The sequence below is a fragment of the Christiangramia echinicola DSM 19838 genome (genome assembly GCF_000423065.1).
In the GTDB taxonomy this organism is placed as follows: Bacteria; Bacteroidota; Bacteroidia; order Flavobacteriales; family Flavobacteriaceae; genus Christiangramia; species Christiangramia echinicola.
Window position 1 is genome coordinate 132,522 of sequence record NZ_AUHG01000018.1, and the last position, 17,721, is coordinate 150,242.

The 17,721-nt window shown below is 33.7% G+C and carries 13 protein-coding genes and 2 tRNA genes; 9 read left to right on the forward strand and 6 right to left on the reverse strand.

All coding sequences use genetic code 11. The features are described from left to right. Positions 1 to 6 precede the first annotated feature (6 nt). Both G530_RS0114170 and G530_RS0114175 read left to right on the forward strand, forming a co-directional pair. Entirely contained in the window at positions 7 to 1,488 is a 1,482-nt protein-coding gene (locus tag G530_RS0114170; protein ID WP_026935162.1) for a hypothetical protein, read from the forward strand. Next, positions 1,488 to 6,995 (forward strand): hypothetical protein, encoded by a 5,508-nt coding sequence (locus G530_RS0114175; protein WP_026935163.1) that lies wholly within the window; start codon positions 1,488 to 1,490, stop codon positions 6,993 to 6,995. Before G530_RS0114170 ends, G530_RS0114175 begins: the two co-directional genes overlap by 1 nt. Positions 6,996 to 7,022: 27 nt before the next feature. On the opposite strand, the gene G530_RS17015 is transcribed toward G530_RS0114175, so the two are convergent. Then, complete coding sequence (locus tag G530_RS17015) at positions 7,023 to 7,685, reverse strand: HhH-GPD family protein (RefSeq protein WP_051199802.1); 663 nt, start codon at positions 7,683 to 7,685, stop codon at positions 7,023 to 7,025. Between the two features lie 382 nt (positions 7,686 to 8,067). Between G530_RS17015 and G530_RS17020 the strand changes: the two genes are divergently transcribed. The 5 genes from G530_RS17020 (at position 8,068) to G530_RS0114205 (ending at position 12,024) form a co-directional block, all read left to right on the forward strand. Beyond that, the gene (locus G530_RS17020) at positions 8,068 to 9,438 is read left to right on the forward strand and encodes a phage integrase SAM-like domain-containing protein (RefSeq protein WP_051199803.1); all 1,371 of its coding nucleotides are present in this window, start codon (positions 8,068 to 8,070) and stop codon (positions 9,436 to 9,438) included. Positions 9,439 to 9,441: 3 nt separating this feature from the next. Then, positions 9,442 to 10,065, forward strand: a complete 624-nt coding sequence (locus G530_RS0114190) for a hypothetical protein (RefSeq protein ID WP_026935164.1) — start codon at positions 9,442 to 9,444, stop codon at positions 10,063 to 10,065. A gap of 261 nt (positions 10,066 to 10,326) precedes the next feature. Next, complete coding sequence (locus G530_RS0114195; protein ID WP_026935165.1) at positions 10,327 to 10,602, forward strand: helix-turn-helix domain-containing protein; 276 nt, start codon at positions 10,327 to 10,329, stop codon at positions 10,600 to 10,602. Between the two features lie 10 nt (positions 10,603 to 10,612). Next, complete coding sequence (locus G530_RS0114200) at positions 10,613 to 11,002, forward strand: hypothetical protein (protein WP_026935166.1); 390 nt, start codon at positions 10,613 to 10,615, stop codon at positions 11,000 to 11,002. Positions 11,003 to 11,103: 101 nt separating this feature from the next. Continuing rightward, on the forward strand, positions 11,104 to 12,024 hold the full coding sequence (locus tag G530_RS0114205) for a hypothetical protein (RefSeq protein WP_156888643.1): 921 nt from the start codon (positions 11,104 to 11,106) through the stop codon (positions 12,022 to 12,024). Between the two features lie 66 nt (positions 12,025 to 12,090). On the opposite strand, the gene G530_RS0114210 is transcribed toward G530_RS0114205, so the two are convergent. Together G530_RS0114210 and G530_RS0114215 are read right to left on the reverse strand one after the other, a co-directional pair. Next, on the reverse strand, positions 12,091 to 12,561 hold the full coding sequence (locus G530_RS0114210; protein WP_026935168.1) for a DUF4468 domain-containing protein: 471 nt from the start codon (positions 12,559 to 12,561) through the stop codon (positions 12,091 to 12,093). Between the two features lie 222 nt (positions 12,562 to 12,783). Continuing rightward, the gene (locus G530_RS0114215; RefSeq protein WP_026935169.1) at positions 12,784 to 13,038 is read right to left on the reverse strand and encodes a hypothetical protein; all 255 of its coding nucleotides are present in this window, start codon (positions 13,036 to 13,038) and stop codon (positions 12,784 to 12,786) included. A 166-nt stretch (positions 13,039 to 13,204) separates the two neighbouring features. On the opposite strand from G530_RS0114215, the gene G530_RS0114220 reads away from it, so the two are divergent. Then, a complete protein-coding gene (locus tag G530_RS0114220; RefSeq protein WP_026935170.1) occupies positions 13,205 to 13,567 on the forward strand; it encodes a hypothetical protein in 363 nt (120 codons plus the stop codon). Between the two features lie 387 nt (positions 13,568 to 13,954). After that, a complete protein-coding gene (locus G530_RS0114225; RefSeq protein ID WP_026935171.1) occupies positions 13,955 to 14,380 on the forward strand; it encodes a hypothetical protein in 426 nt (141 codons plus the stop codon). Between the two features lie 152 nt (positions 14,381 to 14,532). Here the strand turns inward: G530_RS0114225 and G530_RS0114230 are convergent. The 3 genes from G530_RS0114230 to mutS form a co-directional block, all read right to left on the reverse strand. Further along, positions 14,533 to 14,616: transfer RNA gene (locus tag G530_RS0114230), tRNA-Leu, on the reverse strand. 16 nt (positions 14,617 to 14,632) lie between these two features. Beyond that, positions 14,633 to 14,705, reverse strand: a tRNA-Gly gene (locus tag G530_RS0114235). A gap of 334 nt (positions 14,706 to 15,039) precedes the next feature. Then, a complete protein-coding gene (mutS, locus tag G530_RS0114240; protein WP_026935172.1) occupies positions 15,040 to 17,655 on the reverse strand; it encodes a DNA mismatch repair protein MutS in 2,616 nt (871 codons plus the stop codon). Between the last annotated feature and the right edge of the window lie 66 nt (positions 17,656 to 17,721).

The window sequence follows — 17,721 nt, forward strand, 5'->3', positions numbered from 1 at the left end:
TCATAAATGGATTTTAACAAGAAATATATCAATTCAATATTAGAATTAGGTTTAAGACCGGAATATAACATTGGTGAAGTGTCTTTGGCAGCCTTATATCGCCAAGTAGGATGGAAAAATTTTGATGATAAAAGAAGGTTTAGTGAAGGTAAAGTCAACGAAGAAGGAAAGTTATTTTTTAAGGAGTTAAACAATGGGGTGAAAAAAGATGGTGATATCCTAATCTTCGATGATTGGAAGCTAATAATCGAATCTGCCCTTTCTACTCCTAAAATGAGATCACAAGCTAAACTAAAATATCCTACTTTATATCCCTTCGTACCAGATTGTGCTTTGTACTCCAATGCTGCTAGATTAAGTAGTAATCCGTGGAATCCAGGTAATTTAATCGAAAAAATAATCTTGTTAGGGGTGGATTCTAAAAAAGAAGCAGACGAATTATGGAAGGATTTATTTACGGCCCTTTCTTGTGACCACGAAGATAAAAATGAAGATTTCCTTGCAAGATTAATTACTAAGCAATTTCACCCACGCCGACCAAAAAATGTGATTTGGGAGATAAACCAATTCACACAAAAAGTAAAAAAGATTGATAAAGAAATTCTCAGGAATTCACCAGCTGCAATTTTCACAGAAGATCTAAAGAAAATTATTTCTTTAAAAAGTCAATTGACTAGAAGACAATGGTTGTCTATTCTGGAAGCTAACGTCCGCATTGTATGCGCAGCTCATATATTATGGATTTGTAATTTAAATTCAATTGTTTGGAGTTTCTTTAAATCTGCCTTGAATCAAGAGATTTTTAGTAAAGAAAAGTTGCATCAAGATTTAAAATTTCAGGCTAATGAGCTTTGGAAATTAGAAGAAAAAGTAGTTCCTATTATTAAGGAACAAGTACAAAGGTTTGTAAAAAGTCAAATTAGTATCAATTTTATTCTTAATAAACTTGAAAAAAGCGGGACTAAAATTTCTCTGGAAAGCTTAGATGAAATCTATGAAATAGGGAGAATAGTTCAAGAAAATATTACTACTAACCGTTGGAACAAATCCATTCTGGGAGAGATTAACGAAGTAAGCGAAGAAGACACTAGGCTGTTAAACTGTAAATCAGGCATCTCTAAGAGAATATTTGAATTTGTAAGGTATTCTATTGGACAGAAACAAACTGCTGATCCTCATAAAAAAAATTATGATCAATCATTTTGGCTGAAAAAAAATGGGAATTACTCCGCGGCTCCATGGATATTGGATTTAGGGCCGGCTTCAATACTATCTATGGTTTACTGCTGTAGCTATAAATATGATCAAAACCGAACAATTAAAGATCTAATGCATCACTTGCAACGATATGGGATAATTATTAATCAAACAGATCTTGAAACTAGTAATTTGTTAAATACGCTTTCAACGCTTCAAGTAGTAAGTGACTCTCCTGATGCCGAAGGTGGAATGGTTATTATTAATCCTTTTTCTAAAAACAGAAATTAATGAACAGATTTCATCGAATTCTTAAAAATTATATCATTGAAAACTCAAGAAATTGCTTTAGTAACAGTGGTAATGGAATGGCTCGTGTTTTAGTTAAAGGAATTCCCTTTACCATAGCAGAAGATTTTGTTCAAAATATAGTTGAATTAGGAGGGTTGGTTATACAAGATCGTAAGATTCCAATTTTTCTATGTGATGATAAGATAGATAACTGGGTAGAACCTAAGGATGAGAATGGAGGAGTATGCGGAAAAGATTATGTTTTAAATCTTCGAAACAGCAGGTCTTTTAAAAATATTATAGTATTGATAGGACAGGGCTCATCATTAGATAAGTCAAACACCACTAGTTTTATTCCAATAGGAATTAATGACGAAGTTCAAGATGAAATTTGGACTAAGCAAAATATGGTCCAATATATCGTTGAACATGCTCTAAATGATGGATCTTTTCCATTTTATAATGATAAAAATAAAAGAGATGAAGTTTATACGATACTAGAAAACTTCAAACCGGGAGACTCTCACCAAGGTGAACATGAAAGCCAGTGGGAGTTTCTTCAGCAGATCTCAGAAAGAGGAAAAGAAGGATCCTTATCAGAATTAAAAGCTCTTATGGGTTTCATTAGTACTGATAAACCGGAAAACTTCAACCTTAGTAAATGTGAATTAATTTTTAGTAAAATTGCTGATTCTTTTGAATCTGGTATTCGAAAAACAATAGATGAATGGCTAGAAAAAAATATTGACGAGCATACTCAAGAAGCTTTAAAAGAGTTCGGAAATCATTTTTCAATGGTAAATGATTCTATTTCTTCTTTTAGAAATTCACCGTTTTACTATTACAGTTCTATATCCTGGAATACTCATTATGATTGGTGGGAAACTTTAAATGAGGAAAAATGGCAAGAAATTTTAGATGAAACCGTTGATACAGAGAATGCTTGTAAAGTCGAAGTTACCAATGCACTATTCCGAAATTTAAAGCCGTGCCCGATTGTACTGGATGAAGCAAACTTTAAAATTACTCATAGAAGGAACCTAGATATAAATAAAGATCTGGAAATCTTCAAAAAAAAGAGGGGGTATGAAAAAATCGATCAAATATCAATCGATAATCCATCGAAGGTGGAATATGAGGGGAAACCCAGTATACATAAAACTCCTATTTTTTATCAATTTAGGATAGAAGGTTATAACAACAGTACCCAAAAAATAATTAGTTTAAAAAACTATGAACCAGGTTTTGTATTTGATATTGCTCAAATCGAAAAAGTGTCATCCCTAAAAAATGCAGATAGAAGGGGCTCCAAAAACAAAATTTGGAAATCAAATTTGGTTCTCAGTAATTCAGGATCTCATGAGTTAAATTTTTATTGGGATGAAAAAAGATTTGAATTTAAAGAGGGGGTTTACAAAGAAACTTCGACTCAAGACTCTAAAAAAATAGTACTGAAACCCCTTCTGCAAGAAGCTAAAGGCTCTGCGGTATTTAGCTTGGAAAATGAAATCAATATTACTATTACCCTAGTAGATAAGGAAGATGGCAGCCTCAATAAAATTTTAATTACTGCCCTAACCAACGACAAAGAACCGGTTGGAGTCTTTAACATATACGACCAGCTAATAATAAAAAATAAATCAAACAAGGGTATAAACGAAAAGGTTTCACTTAACCCCTCTTGGAATAATTTACACCAAATTCAGGATTGGATAATTAATAGTCCAAATCAATCCTACTTCCCAATTTTGCTTGGGACAGATTTCAGACAAAATTTTGAAAAGCCCGATTGGAATAATAAGGCCTTAATCTCTGCTTTCGATTTAAATATTGATTGTAGACCGAATTTAAAAAACTATACTCCTCCTTCAAATTTGGTTGAAATAAGAAGACAGATTATCGATTTGATCATTAATGAAGAACAAAGTCAAGAATCTTTACAACCCCTAATAGAATACCGCCCTTTACACAATGGTATAATTAAAGAGAAGTTACTAGGATTAACACTAGATTATTTAAAACAATATCAGGATTGGTTTGAATCTGATCCAGAAATTGCTTCGTGGTTTGATATTATAGCTATTAATAAAGTTCAAGATGATGTTTTAGAAAATGATCCTTTTGCGATACTATTAAACCCGTTCCATCCAATTCGAATTGCCTGGCAGTTACAAGCTCAAAACATATTAAACGATGCATTAGGAGAAATTCCATGCCCCGCAGCAGGAATTTTTGAGTCTTCACAATTCCCTGATTCTTTCGCCTTACCATGTCATCGATCTCAATCTCAATTCGATTATAAAACGTTTCTTTCAATAGATAGTGATAGCACATATTGGAGTCTTCTATGGAATAGCGAGAAATTAAATGAAATTAAGAATATTAAAACTACAAGCATCTTCGACAAAACCTTTGGGCTACAGATCCAAGGTTTAGATGATGGGCTTTCTAGCACCCAAATAGAGCACACTTTGTCAGATATTTTCCAGATAAAATCGGGGCAAAATAGTATAAATGCTCAAGTTTTTAGTGAATCATCCGAAACTAATTTATTTAATGAAGGTGTAGCGAATTGGGTCTCAAACAACCTAGGAGATCATAAATTTATTAATAATCGCAAGGAGGTAAGAGACATTTGGCATTCCAGTGGTAGTAAAAAATTAAATATTTTTGATACCCGAGAACTACGTTTTCAGCCAAGCGCAGAAGAGCTTGTTGATATAACTTCAGATTCTGGTTATAATCTTAAATGGTATAATATAGACCGTCAAAAATCAAGGGGGAATTTAGATCTAACAATTATTAGCCACCTTTCTAATCAAAGTCCGGCTTTGATACAGAGCACAACATCATCAATAATCTTCAATGGGGGAGTAAGTAGGGAGAGAATTAGGTACTCAACAGAAAACGATTCTGGGAAAATTTCATTCACTGAATCTCGTCTTTATACCGAACAAAACCTAGAAGAATTACAAGATGATTTAAGTAAAGCCCTATCTAACTTGATCTATATTATTGAAGGAAAGGTAAATTTAACCAGTTTTGGTCATCTCAATACCACTCCTCAACTTAGCTTTGTAAAAAGCAAACTGCTAAATTCCGATTATTGTGCAATTTCTTCTAGTGCAGTGGATCCTTCAGCTTTTTTTGATTCGAATGGGAATAATCTTCTATGGGATTACGAATTACCCTCATATTCAAAAAAACAATCCTCTAAAAGTGGTTTCTACCTATTAGCTAAAAAATCAGAAACAATTGTTGCTGCAGTTAATAGGAGTGTCCGTAATATTCAAGGAATGGGAAATGTCAGTAATAAGGTTATTGACGATTTGTTAGGTGAGATTTCTGGCAGGGGAATCCCTACATTGAAAACATTAGCTTCAGGTGGGGCGAGTGCTAATGGGGAAATAGGCATGCTTACAGCTATGCAACTTTTGCAAAATTTTGATATCGATGATGAGAGTTTCGAGTTTTTTCCTTTTAAGGATGGGAATAAGTTTAACCTTTTGGTCCCAGTTGACCCATTTTCCAGTCAATTAAACGCTCTTTACGATAGGCTTCAAATAGAGAAACTAAGACCAGACCTTTTAGCTATAAGTATTTGCTTGAACGGCGAAGATATTAAAGGTATAAAAATCACACCGATTGAAATCAAGTACAGAAACTCTAAAATGAATTTTAGGGAATTGAAATCAGCATTAGAGCAATGTCATAATTTCACCAATTTCTATAACATTTTGTTGGAGAAAAGTTTAAAGTCTACGATGTGGGACATTGCTAGATGCAGGCTCCTTTCTGATATGTTATCATTTTCTTTTGCCACATATGGAAGAAGATTAAGCAATCAAACCGATAAAATTAAATGGGCTGAAATTCAGACTAAAGTTATTAACTCAATCAACAACCATAGCAAAATTACCCTAAATGACGAAGGCCGATTGTTAGTAGTTTCAAATTGGAATATTACTGAATTTGATCAGGTTTCAAGTAGGAAGTTCAAAGATGTTCTAAAAATTTCGTTTGAAGACGCCAAAGACCTGCTATTAAAGCAAAACCAAGATAAATTTTCAAATTTAGGAACGATAGTTGGAGGTTGGAATTTAATGTGCGCAGGTTGTTCCAACGATGGAAAAGAGCAATTTAATAATGATTCCTTAGAAACGACGGAGATCAAAGACGAAATTAAGGATGAAAAAGAAAATTATCAGAACGCTCTTGATAAAGGTGTAAAAGAAGGAAAGGAATCAGCTGGAGAAGAAATAGAAAATACATTATCTGGTCAAAAAGAAGAATTAAAAGAGAAGAAGGTCCGTGAAGAATTTTATTTTAATGATGGAATTAAATTTTCAGTAGGAAAACAGGAAGGAGCTTTAAAAGAAATTGACCATATTTTCCATCCTAGTAATACCAAATTAAACCAACTTAATGTCGGTATTGTAGGGGATTTGGGCACTGGTAAAACACAGCTCATTAAGGCCTTGGTATACAACATAACTAAATATCCTGATCAAAATCGAGGTACTACGCCTAAGTTTTTGATTATGGACACTAAAAGGGATTACGATGGAAGTGGGGATAAAGAAAGTGACAGGAATTTTGTTAAAAGTATCAACGCTAAAATTGTAAAACCGCATAACCTTCCAATTAACCTATTTAATATTCGGAACAATAAAGGAGGTCACCCAGCATTAGCCAAAGCGGAATTTTTTATCGATATTTTAAGTAAAATTTTTGGAGGAATAGGACCAACCCAAGAGCATAATATTTTATCTGCTGTAATCGAATGTTTTGAAGAAAATGGGTACCAGCCTTATCAAGACGATTATAGTAATTTCATCTCTCCTACTTTAAAAGATATATTTATCAAGTATGAAGATAAAATAGGTAATAAAAAAGATGTTCCATTTTCTATAATGTATAAGCTTGTTTTAGGCAGGTATTTTGAGCCCGATGCAAATGAAACTATAGATTTTAAAGATTTCTTCAACCAGTCCGTAGTTCTAAGTTTAGGCGGGATAGCAGGTAATGATAAGAACCTCAAAATGGTGATGATATTTTTCCTAAATATGTACCGGGAATACATGCTAGGAGTTAAAAAATTAGAATTTATAAATTCAAATGGATACCAATTAAGGTCAATTGATAGTTACCTATTAATTGATGAGGCGAACCTAATTATGGAATATGAATTACCGGTCCTCCAGGATATATTACTTAAAGGAAGGGAATTTGGTATAGGAATTATTCTGTCCTCTCAATATTTATCTCATTTTAAAAAATCCGGGACAAATTACATTGAACCTTTATTGACATGGTTTGTACATAAAGTTCCGAATGTATCCATTCGAGAATTAGAGGCCTTAGGATTAACCAATGTAGATGACGGCATGATTAACAAGGTTAAAAATTTAGAATGCCATTATTGCTTATATAAAGGACTAGGATCTCCAGGTGAATTTATAAGAGGTATTCCACACTATATACTAGATAAAGAAAATAGAAAATAAGGATAAGGAAGGATGCCTCACTGTGCTCTAAATATTTTTGAACTGATATTTACATTTATTGTATAGTGGACATATTTGACAATTCGGGGACCTTTTTTTACAAACCAAAGATGCGAAATCAAGAATAGCCCAATTTATTTGGGCTTTTTTTGGATAATCTACTACCCTTTTTGATAAACTTTGTAAATATGGGTCGTGACGAATATCTGCTAACTTCCTGGGACCAAAGAATCTTTCTAAAACTCTAGCCATGTTAACATCTAGTAATGGAGAAGGATTGTTAAGAATAAACAGCTCATAGGCATTAGAAATATATTGCCCCATCATAGGTAACTTTTCTGCCTCTTGCCTAGTTTTAGGGAACCTCCCCTTTCTCCTTTTCATCTCTTGAGCCAACTTGTACATCCTGGCGGCTCTTTGCTTATATAACCCGATTGGTTTTAAAGCCTCCTGAAGGTCCAATTCAGTTGCTAATCCTAATCTCTTCCAAGAGGGATATTTTTCAATAAATGATGGGAAAAAGTTTGATACAGTTGTTGCTTGGGTTCTTTGGAGTAAAACCTCAGAAATTATTTTCTGGTAATTATTCGCTGAAGGGTTTCTCCAGGGAAAGGTTCTACCGTTTTCTTCAAACCAATTAATGATCCTTTCTTGGAAAAGCTGAATTTCTTTATGTGTAATCTCAATCATATAAGTTCCAATACACGGAAAATAACTGAATATTATTTATTTCTCGATTAATAATTTCAAACTCTTCAAAAAATAAGAAAGATATTTTTCACTAATAAACGGAGAAATAACGGAGAAAAAACACGCTATAAAAACAAAAAACCCTCAAAATCAACAGATTAAGAGGGTCTTTGGTACTCGGGACGGGACTTGAACACCTCTATTTTTAACATTTAAACACCTCAACAAAAATAGATAAAAAGCCTTATAAATTCTATTATTACAAGTATAATGATACTTTCACGAAAATAGAATAAAATAGAAACAAATTGAACTAATAAGAATTACTGCGTACAAATGAGCGTACAATTTTATATATTTACATTGTTCAAATGTATTTATTATGGCAACCATTTATTTTTTATACCGATCTACGCGAAAAACTGCACCTTTAACCGTTCGACTTCAAGACCACGACCAAAAAGGCAAAAAATTCCAATTTCAGGCAAAGACTCAATTTGAAGTCTCAAAAGTTTATTGGGAACAAACCCGGCATAAAAAAAGAAATGTAAGTGCAACCGATAAGAAAGAAATTTCCGAAGTCAATAAGGAACTATCCAAAATTGAAAACTACCTAATTAGTAAATTCAAAGAAGAAAAGCCAGAACCCACACAAAAAGACTGGCTAAAAGAAACAATTTACAATTTTTACAACCCACAAAAAGACGAACAAAAGAGCGATCTTATAATAGATTGTATTCAGCACGTAATAGATACGGCAGGAACGCGCGAAAATTCCAGAGGCGGTTTAGGCTTATCAAAGAGCCGGGAAAAATCCTATAACAATCTTTTGAACGTGTTTAAAAAATTTCAGGGTAACAAGAAGTATATAGTTAAAGATGTAGATATAAACTTTGGAAAAAGATTTTTAAACTGGCTATTAAACGAACAAAAATATTCTGAAGGTTATGCACGAAAAAAGATTGATGATCTTAAATCTGTTTGTGCAGATGCTGAGGTAAATGGCATAGAAACCAGCCCACAATTGAAAAAGGTTAAAGGCGGAAAAACTACAAATGATTATATAATCTATTTAAGCCCCTCAGAACTTAAAAAGATAGAAAAGACTAAGTTAGTTAGCGAAGCACTACAAAACGTTCGTAAATGGCTTTTATTAGGCTGTAATATAGGGCAAAGAGGTGGCGACCTTTTAAATATTACTCAGGAAAATTTCATTGTTAGAAATGGATTAGAGATAATCGAACTTAAACAGCAAAAAACAGGAAAAAATGTTACTATTCCAGTTCTACCCAAAACCAAAGAAATTTTAAAAGAAGGATTACCTTATAAAATTGCAATTCAAAATTTTAATAATGGTTTAAAGGAATTGTGCAAGATTGCCGAAATAGACGAATACATACCAGGTGCAAAAATTGCTATGGTAAATGAGAAAGGGGTAGAATTACCTAAAGACGAAAACGGTAAATATATAGGCAAAGGAAAAAAAAGGAAAATTACCGGGGAATTTCCTAAACACGATTTAATTACTTCACACGTTTGCAGGCGATCATTTGCAACCAATCAATATGGTAATTTACCCACCCCCCTAATAATGCAGGTCACGATGCACGCCACAGAAAAACAATTCTACGGCTATATAGGCAAATCTTCTATGGACTATGCTCAACAAATAGCGGATTTCTACGCCAAACAAAATACCAAAGAAAATAAAGAAACTAAATTGAAAATTATTAGCAAAACCAGTAATTCTTAATCAATGCACAAAGAAGATTTATACTTACTCCAAATTGCTCAAAAAAATAATAGAATAAAACTCCTGGAATCTGAATTGAAAAACAAAGTGTTTTTTAGAGATAATCTAATTGATGAAAGCAACTTATTTATAGATGAGTTAAGAAAGCACACTCATACACCTTTGGAAAAATTTAGTATGCAAGACCTTAATTACAATTTAAGAGAAATAAAGACCTTATTTAAATGGTTTCAAAAATACTGTTATGATAATAAATCATATAAATGGAAGGTAAAACAGGCTAAATTTTTTATTGAAAGATTTCAAATTAAACCTGACCTTTTTATAGTTTTTGTAACCAGCATTTCCGAAACATATTTTATTAAAGGAAACAAAACAAAGGGTTTTGCTTCTCTGAAAAAATTTCTACATAGATTAGAAACTTCAAAGAGTTTCAAAAACGCGAATTTTGAATTATCAAAACTTAATTTAAAAGAAGACACGAATATTTACCATTTTCTAAATGATTGGAGAGAACTGAATAAGCATTTAGACTTGAACCATGACCAAATGGTTGATTTAGCGGACAAACTATTCAATACAGGATATAAGAAAAGTCACCTGAGAAACTTATATATGCAGAAATAAAAACTTCTTTTTTATTACTTCATTTTTTCTGATTCTATATTAGAAATACTGACCTTACACACTATATAAATTTCTACTGGACATTACTCGCCATTGCTCATAGTTTTTCTGGGAGCCTTTCATTCATATTAAATTTGTTTCAAAATAAAAGGCAAAAGACTAACTCGAAAGTCAATCTAATGCCCTTGTAAGTGTAGGAACTGCAAAGGTAAAATATTCGAGTAAGACTTAGCCTAATCATTAACTAAATCTTATTTGAAAATGAGCAACGTAACTCAACTCTACAACACGACCCCTGAGAAACTCCAGGAATCAATTTTAAAGGGCATACAAGCCCAATTAAACGATTTAAAGAAGTCTTACCAACCCAAAGAACCAGAAGAATTTTTGACCCGTGCTGAGGTCGCAAAAATGCTTAAGGTGGATATTTCTACCGTTCACAACTGGACTAAAGCAGGTAAATTACAAAGGTTTGGACTCGGTAAGAGAGTCTATTATAAAAGATCTGAAATAGAGAAAGCAATTATTCAACTTTAAAATTTCAGATATGGCAACGCAAAACATTCCTACTCCAGTAATTCACACTTACAAAGAAATAAACGCGGGAAAATACGCAAGTGTTAAGCATTATGAACTTGATGAGGTTTTTAATGGCAAATCTTTACTTTCTGAAAAAATAAATATTCAGAAAGACCGCAAATATGCTCGATCTATGCCAGACTACTGGTTAAAGATTAGGAACGGCAATAAGTGGAGTAAACCCCTAACTGGTTTCTTTCCTACCGACTATGAAGGTATTTATTTTGGTGACGTATTTTATAAAAAGCACCTTGTATTAGCCGAGTTTTTAAACAACGGCAAAGAGGTTAAAATTTACTACTACCAAAATTATTATACTCGACAATTCCAAAATTTAGCACCTGTAACAGTTAGTTAGTGTTTAGCAACAAAAAAGAGGGGTGCGTAACCCCTCTAATATTGTTCAAATGCTGAGTATACTGGCAACGCATACCCCCTTCACAAATATAAGCAAATACTTTGATTGACTACACTAAAATAATGCTTTTAGGCATAAACCCTATCTTTATATTAGATAATAATTGTTTTGAGTTTAAAACTGTTGTTTCCCGAAATGGAGGACAAATTCATAAACACATAGCAGAATATCATTTTTGCAAAATCACCGTTTATGAATCTGGATTAATCTTATTTACTGGGAGTATTCATAAACTATATAACTCTATAAAAGGCATACAGGCCCCTAACTATTTCTCTAATATTCAAACCCAGAATAAAGGTTTTAACGGTAATCAATTTACACTTTCAAATATTATATACGTTAGAGATCATTTAATGAAATTATTTAAATGTGAAGCAACGCAAATGGTTTTTCAAAATATAGAATTCGGTATTAATACCACACCAAAGATTGAACAATTATCGTTTTTGCAAGGACTACTCTATCATAAAGGAAAAAGGTTCGAAAGTAAATATAATGGCAATTTTTACTATTGTGAACACCAACAATATCGAATTAAAATTTACAACAAGTCTGAGCAGTATGGAATGATAACACCAACAACACGAATAGAGATAAGCCTGAAAAAATCAAAAAAGATTAACGAATTAGATATATACACGTTTGCCGATATTACCACATTCACTTTAGAAAACGCCAAATTAGAACTTCTAAGGCAATTGGATGAAGTGGTGTATTATGATTATACAATTCGAAAAAATAACCTAACCAAAACACTTCAAATACGTATGCTAAAATATTGTATTCCTAAATTTTGGCTTATTGATTTGAAACCTCATCATAGAGATAGACATAAAAAGAAACTCCAGGAAACTATAATAAAGTATTCAGAAAATCTTAAAGCCAAATTTGCAATTGATATTTTAAAAAAGTGTGTAACTATTAACCGCTTAGAAAGTACTGAAATGTGTAACCATTAACTAATCTATATACTGTTAATCATTACACACTTTCAGCAATTTAAAAATTAGAAATCTTGGTTTTTTTTACCAGTCTTTATTTTCTGGCTTTAGCATTGCTGTTTCAAAACTTGTAATTAGGTTTTCGATTTTTTGCTTGGCTGATTCCTCATTATACAGTGTATACATATTCCCCTTCATATAATCGAATTTTTCTGGAGTAACGGTAATCTTACCTGCTTCATCCTTAACCTGAATATTAATAATAGCATAAGCATCCTGAGCCGGTCCGTATTGATTGGCAGCGGTAATAGGGGATAAATAATATTTCCCTGTAACTGTTCCAGATTCTTTATCGGAAAATTGGACAACTGACTCAGCATTTTTAAAGGCTGAAACCATCCAATTATTTGCCCTCACGTAAAGATCATTTTTGTTTGTGTTTTCAACTGGAACTACTTTAGTAATTGGCTCAATAGATGAGGTTGCGCGCGTACCGCAACTTTGGAAAACAAACAGCAATGCAATTGCACTTGCTATAACGCCTAAATTTTTCATAATTAATAAGTTTGGTTGATAAAAATTAAGGAATCGGAAGTAGGGTATAATTCCAGTATTAAAACTAATATATTTTTTGTTATAATGAAAAAGAGTTTTCTTACACTATAAAAAAGGTTGTTTTTCACACGATAAAAAAGAGTTTTCGGAAACCATAAAAAAGATCGAAATAACCTTGATTAATCAAACGTTTTCAAATACTCCTAATCTGTTTACGGCGAACTAAAGCGTTAATCCAAATAAAACCCCAATTATAATACTTGCAACAAAAGCAATAACAACAATCCATTTTATCAAGGCAACATCTTTGGAAATTTTCCGTAAAAATTCAGATTGATTTTTCATTTGATATAGATGTTCTTTGAGTAGTTGAACATTATCAAAATCTTTATACTCATTATCAAATTTACTTCTTACCGGGTCATAACTAGGTTTCCCCTTTTTCTTTTCCCGAAATTCAATAGATGCTGTACTCATAACTTTCAAGTTTAACGGTTAAATATAAATATTAATTAATTAAAGTTTTTTAAATATATCCCTATCTGTTCGCGCGTATAATTTTATTTAATATTTAGAGTAACTACAATTCTTATTCAGTACTCTTTTTTCCTAATTTTATATTCCATAAAACTTATTGTTCAAAATGGTAGTAAAAACGATATTAGGAAAAAGCATATTAGACCAAATACCCTCAAAGGTTATTGATCATTTAAGAATTGCATTTAAAGATAAAGGATTAGATATTGAAAATGATATTCCAAATTGTCAAATGGAAATTACAGATAGAGGTAATTGTTGGGTAACAGATACTAGGCAAAAAACATTTGAGTCTAAAGGCACTCTAATAGGCACTTTTAATATAAATGGATCTGGATTTTATTACCCTAATAGTTATAGAAATATTGAAAGACTTAATAAAGTCGCCAAAATTAAAACAGAGTTTTATTCTGTTCCTAGAAAAGCAAAAGAACTATCTAACTTAGACGATTTAATAGAGAATTTGTAACTGAATAATAAATCCTCTCTGCTTTTTTCACAAACTGTATGTAAAGAACCTGACAAAACCTAACATTAAATCTAGACAATTTAGACAGTATAAAAAGAATTTTCCGACCATTACGCGCGCGTATACGATTAGAACTACTTAGAGTTAATTAAGACAAAGTAAGGTTTTATGGAGGTCACCACGCGCACACGAAAATGCTAACATTTGCTAACTTTTAAAAGACTTCATTGGTATCTGTTCGCGTGTTAACAAACACCTGTCAAAACCTGACATTTCAAATTGTTACTGCACCTAACAAAACCTAACTTTATTTTTGTCCATTTTAGAGAGCATTAAAGGTTTTTTACAACTACGCGGGTGTAAACCTAAAATAACTATATTTAGAAGATGAGGTTACTATTTACATTTTTAATATTTTCCTTCTGGTTAAATACTTTTTCTCAGAGTAAAACCTACAACTCTAAATTAACTGAATACTATATAACCCAGAATAATGCAGAAGTCCCTTCTGAATGGATAAATAGAGATATTTTAATAGATGAAGATTTTATTAGAATAGTTACTAAAGATAAGTCAACAACTGAAATTCAGACCTGGAAGATAAATTACACTGAGAAAAATTACGATACCTACAAATCTAACACGGTATATTATACCAATTTAAACAGTTCAGAAAATGAGTTTGAAAATCCCTCTGTTTTTACTGTATATAGAAATAAAGCCGGGAAAGTCGAACTTATAGATTGGCAAATTCCCACCCCACTAAACGGCAATAAATCAAAAACCTATTTTTATCGGTTTCATATTGATTAAAGAAAATCGGAACAATACGCGCGCGAGGTTAAAATTACAGTTTTTACAGCACTAAAAAGGCTTAAATTATTCGTTGCGTACAAATAAGCGTACAGATAGAAGTGTTTAAAAACAGAAAACCCTCAATAACAGTTAGTTAAAGAGGGTTTCAGTACTCGGGACGGGACTTGAACCCGTACGAACTAATGTTCATTGGATTTTAAGTCCAACGTGTCTACCAATTCCACCACCCGAGCATATTATTATAAACTGAGCGAAAAACGGGATTCGAACCCGCGACCTCCACCTTGGCAAGGTGGCGCTCTACCAGCTGAGCTATTTTCGCGATTTGTATGAACATTGCAATAATGACGTCGCCCTTATTGCGGAGGCAAATTTAAGACAAATCTCATAATAGCAAAGAATTTTTTAATAAAAAAGTCCGTCCAGATTCGATTAATTACCCCCTGGTTTTCTTACCGCTTCATTATGAGCAAAGAGCAAGAAAAATTTCGAAATTTATTATATGTAGAGAACGGAGTTGTATGGTTACAAATGAATATAGATTTCTCCCTGCGGTCGAAATGACCTATATAACTGTGAGATCCTGAAACCAGTTCAAGACGACGTAAGGTCATGGTATTCTTTTTAAAAGATAATAATCAATTCTCAACTACCTATTATCCAGTATTATTCTTCCCCAGCATTCTTTTAATCTCATTAAGCTTCATCAAAGCTTCTACCGGAGTTAGAGTATCAATATCGATTCCCAGTAATTCCTGTTTCAGGTCTTCCAGCAGAGGATCATCAAGATTGAAGAAGCTTAACTGCATTTCGTCTTCTGCAGATTGTTTAAGCACCGCACCGGAGTCTTCCATAGAATGAGAAGCTTCCAGTTTCGCCAGGATCTTATTGGCTCTATGCAAAACCATTTGAGGCATTCCAGCCATTTTCGCTACATGTATCCCGAAACTATGTTCGCTCCCTCCTGGAACCAGTTTCCGCAGAAATAACACATTATCTTTTAGTTCTTTCACAGAAACATTGAAGTTCTTGATCCTGTCAAAGGTTTCACACATTTCATTTAACTCATGATAATGTGTGGCAAACAATGTCTTTGGTTTTGAAGGATGTTCATGTAAATATTCGCTTATAGCCCAGGCAATGGAAATCCCATCATAAGTACTTGTACCACGGCCAATCTCGTCTAGCAACACCAGGCTACGATCTGAAATATTATTCAGGATACTCGCCGTCTCATTCATCTCTACCATAAAAGTAGATTCACCCATAGAAATATTATCACTTGCTCCTACCCTGGTAAAGATCTTATCTACGAGTCCGATTTCGGCGGCTTTGGCGGGTACAAAACTCCCCATTTGAGCCATAAGTACAATAAGCGCTGTTTGTCTTAAGATTGCCGACTTACCACTCATATTAGGACCAGTGATCATAATGATTTGTTGTTCTACCCGATCTAACTGGACATTGTTGGTTACATAAACTTCTCCCGGAGGCAATTGCTTTTCGATTACCGGGTGTCGCCCTTCTTCTATATTAAGGGCGTGACTATCTGTAATTTCAGGTCGGTTATAATTTTCAGTTTGGGCCTGCTGGGCAAAGGAACAAAGGCAATCTAATCTCGCGATCAATTTTGCGTTCTGCTGAACCGGGTCTATATAATCGGCCATCCAGGCGATCAGCTTTCCGAATAATTGCTGTTCCAGAAGATGAATTTTCTCTTCCGCACCCAGAATTTTAGATTCATACTCCTTTAGTTCTTCGGTAATATATCTTTCAGCATTCACCAGCGTCTGCTTACGAATCCAGGTTTCAGGAACTTTATCTTTATGCGTGTTTCGAACCTCTATATAATAACCGTAAACATTGTTGCTACCTATCTTAAGAGAAGAAATTCCTGTTGCCTCGGTTTCTCGCTGGATCATACTATCCAGGTAATCCTTACCGGAAAAAGCAATATCTCTAAGCTCGTCCAGTTCTTTTGAAAAACCTCTCGCAATCACATTCCCCTTCTGAACATTCACCGGTGCTTCTTCACTGATACTCTCTGAAATCTTTTCACGAAGCAGGTCACAGGAATGCAAATTATCACCGATCACCTTCAAGGCTTCATTTTCACATTTAATTGCCAGGTCCTTTACCGGAATGATCGCATTCAGGGAATTCCTGAGTTGATTTACTTCCCGCGGACTAATTCTTTCTGTAGCAACTTTTGATATTAGTCTTTCCAGGTCACTGATCTCCCTTATCTGATCCTGAATATCAGCATGCACATCAGGATGTTTTATGAGGTAATCTACAACCTCCAGTCTTTTCTCAATTAGATCTGCATTTTTTAACGGAAGGGCCAGCCAGCGTTTCAGCAATCTACCGCCCATTGGAGAGATCGTTTTATCAATCACATCTAAGAGCGTGACTGCATTGGCCGCAGTAGAATGATATAACTCCAGATTTCTAATCGTAAATCTGTCCATCCACACGTATTCCTCTTCAGCAATACGATTTATAGAAGTTATATGCTGAAGTCTATGATGCCTGGTTTCCGCCAGGTAATATAATACAGCACCGGAAGCGATCACACCTTCTTCCAGATGATCTACTCCAAAACCTTTTAATGACTTTGTATTAAAATGGCCATTCAGAGTTTCTTCGGCATAATCACTTTTAAAGATCCAGTCGTCCAGGTAAAAACAATGATGGTCTTTACCAAAGCTCTCGCTAAACTCTTTTTTATATTTCTTCTGAACCAGGATCTCACTAGGGCCAAAATTCTGAAGCAACTTATCTATATATTCCCGGTTTCCCTGTGCACAAAGAAATTCACCCGTAGAAACATCCAGCAATGCAACTCCCAGGATCTTTTTTCCGAAGTGAACAGCACAAAGAAAATTATTCGATTTGCTCTGAAGTATATCATCGTTCATGGCAACTCCCGGTGTCACCAACTCGGTTACACCACGTTTTACGATGCTCTTGGTCATCTTTGGATCTTCCAGCTGATCGCAAATGGCAACCCGCTGCCCTGCTTTTACCAGTTTTGGCAAATAAGTATTCAGGGAATGATGTGGAAATCCTGCAAGTTCTGTTCGCTCTCCCCCGTTATTTCGATTGGTTAGAACGATATTCAGGATCCGGGCAGCCTTTACCGCATCTTCTCCAAAAGTCTCGTAAAAATCCCCTACCCTGAATAATAACATCGCATCTGGATATTTCTGCTTGATGCTATTATACTGTTGCATTAACGGGGTAACCTTCTGAGATTTCTTTGCTGCCAATTTCTGGAAATTTAATGTGCGCTAAAGTAAGTAAACTATCGCATTATTGTAAAATGAGAATAGCTC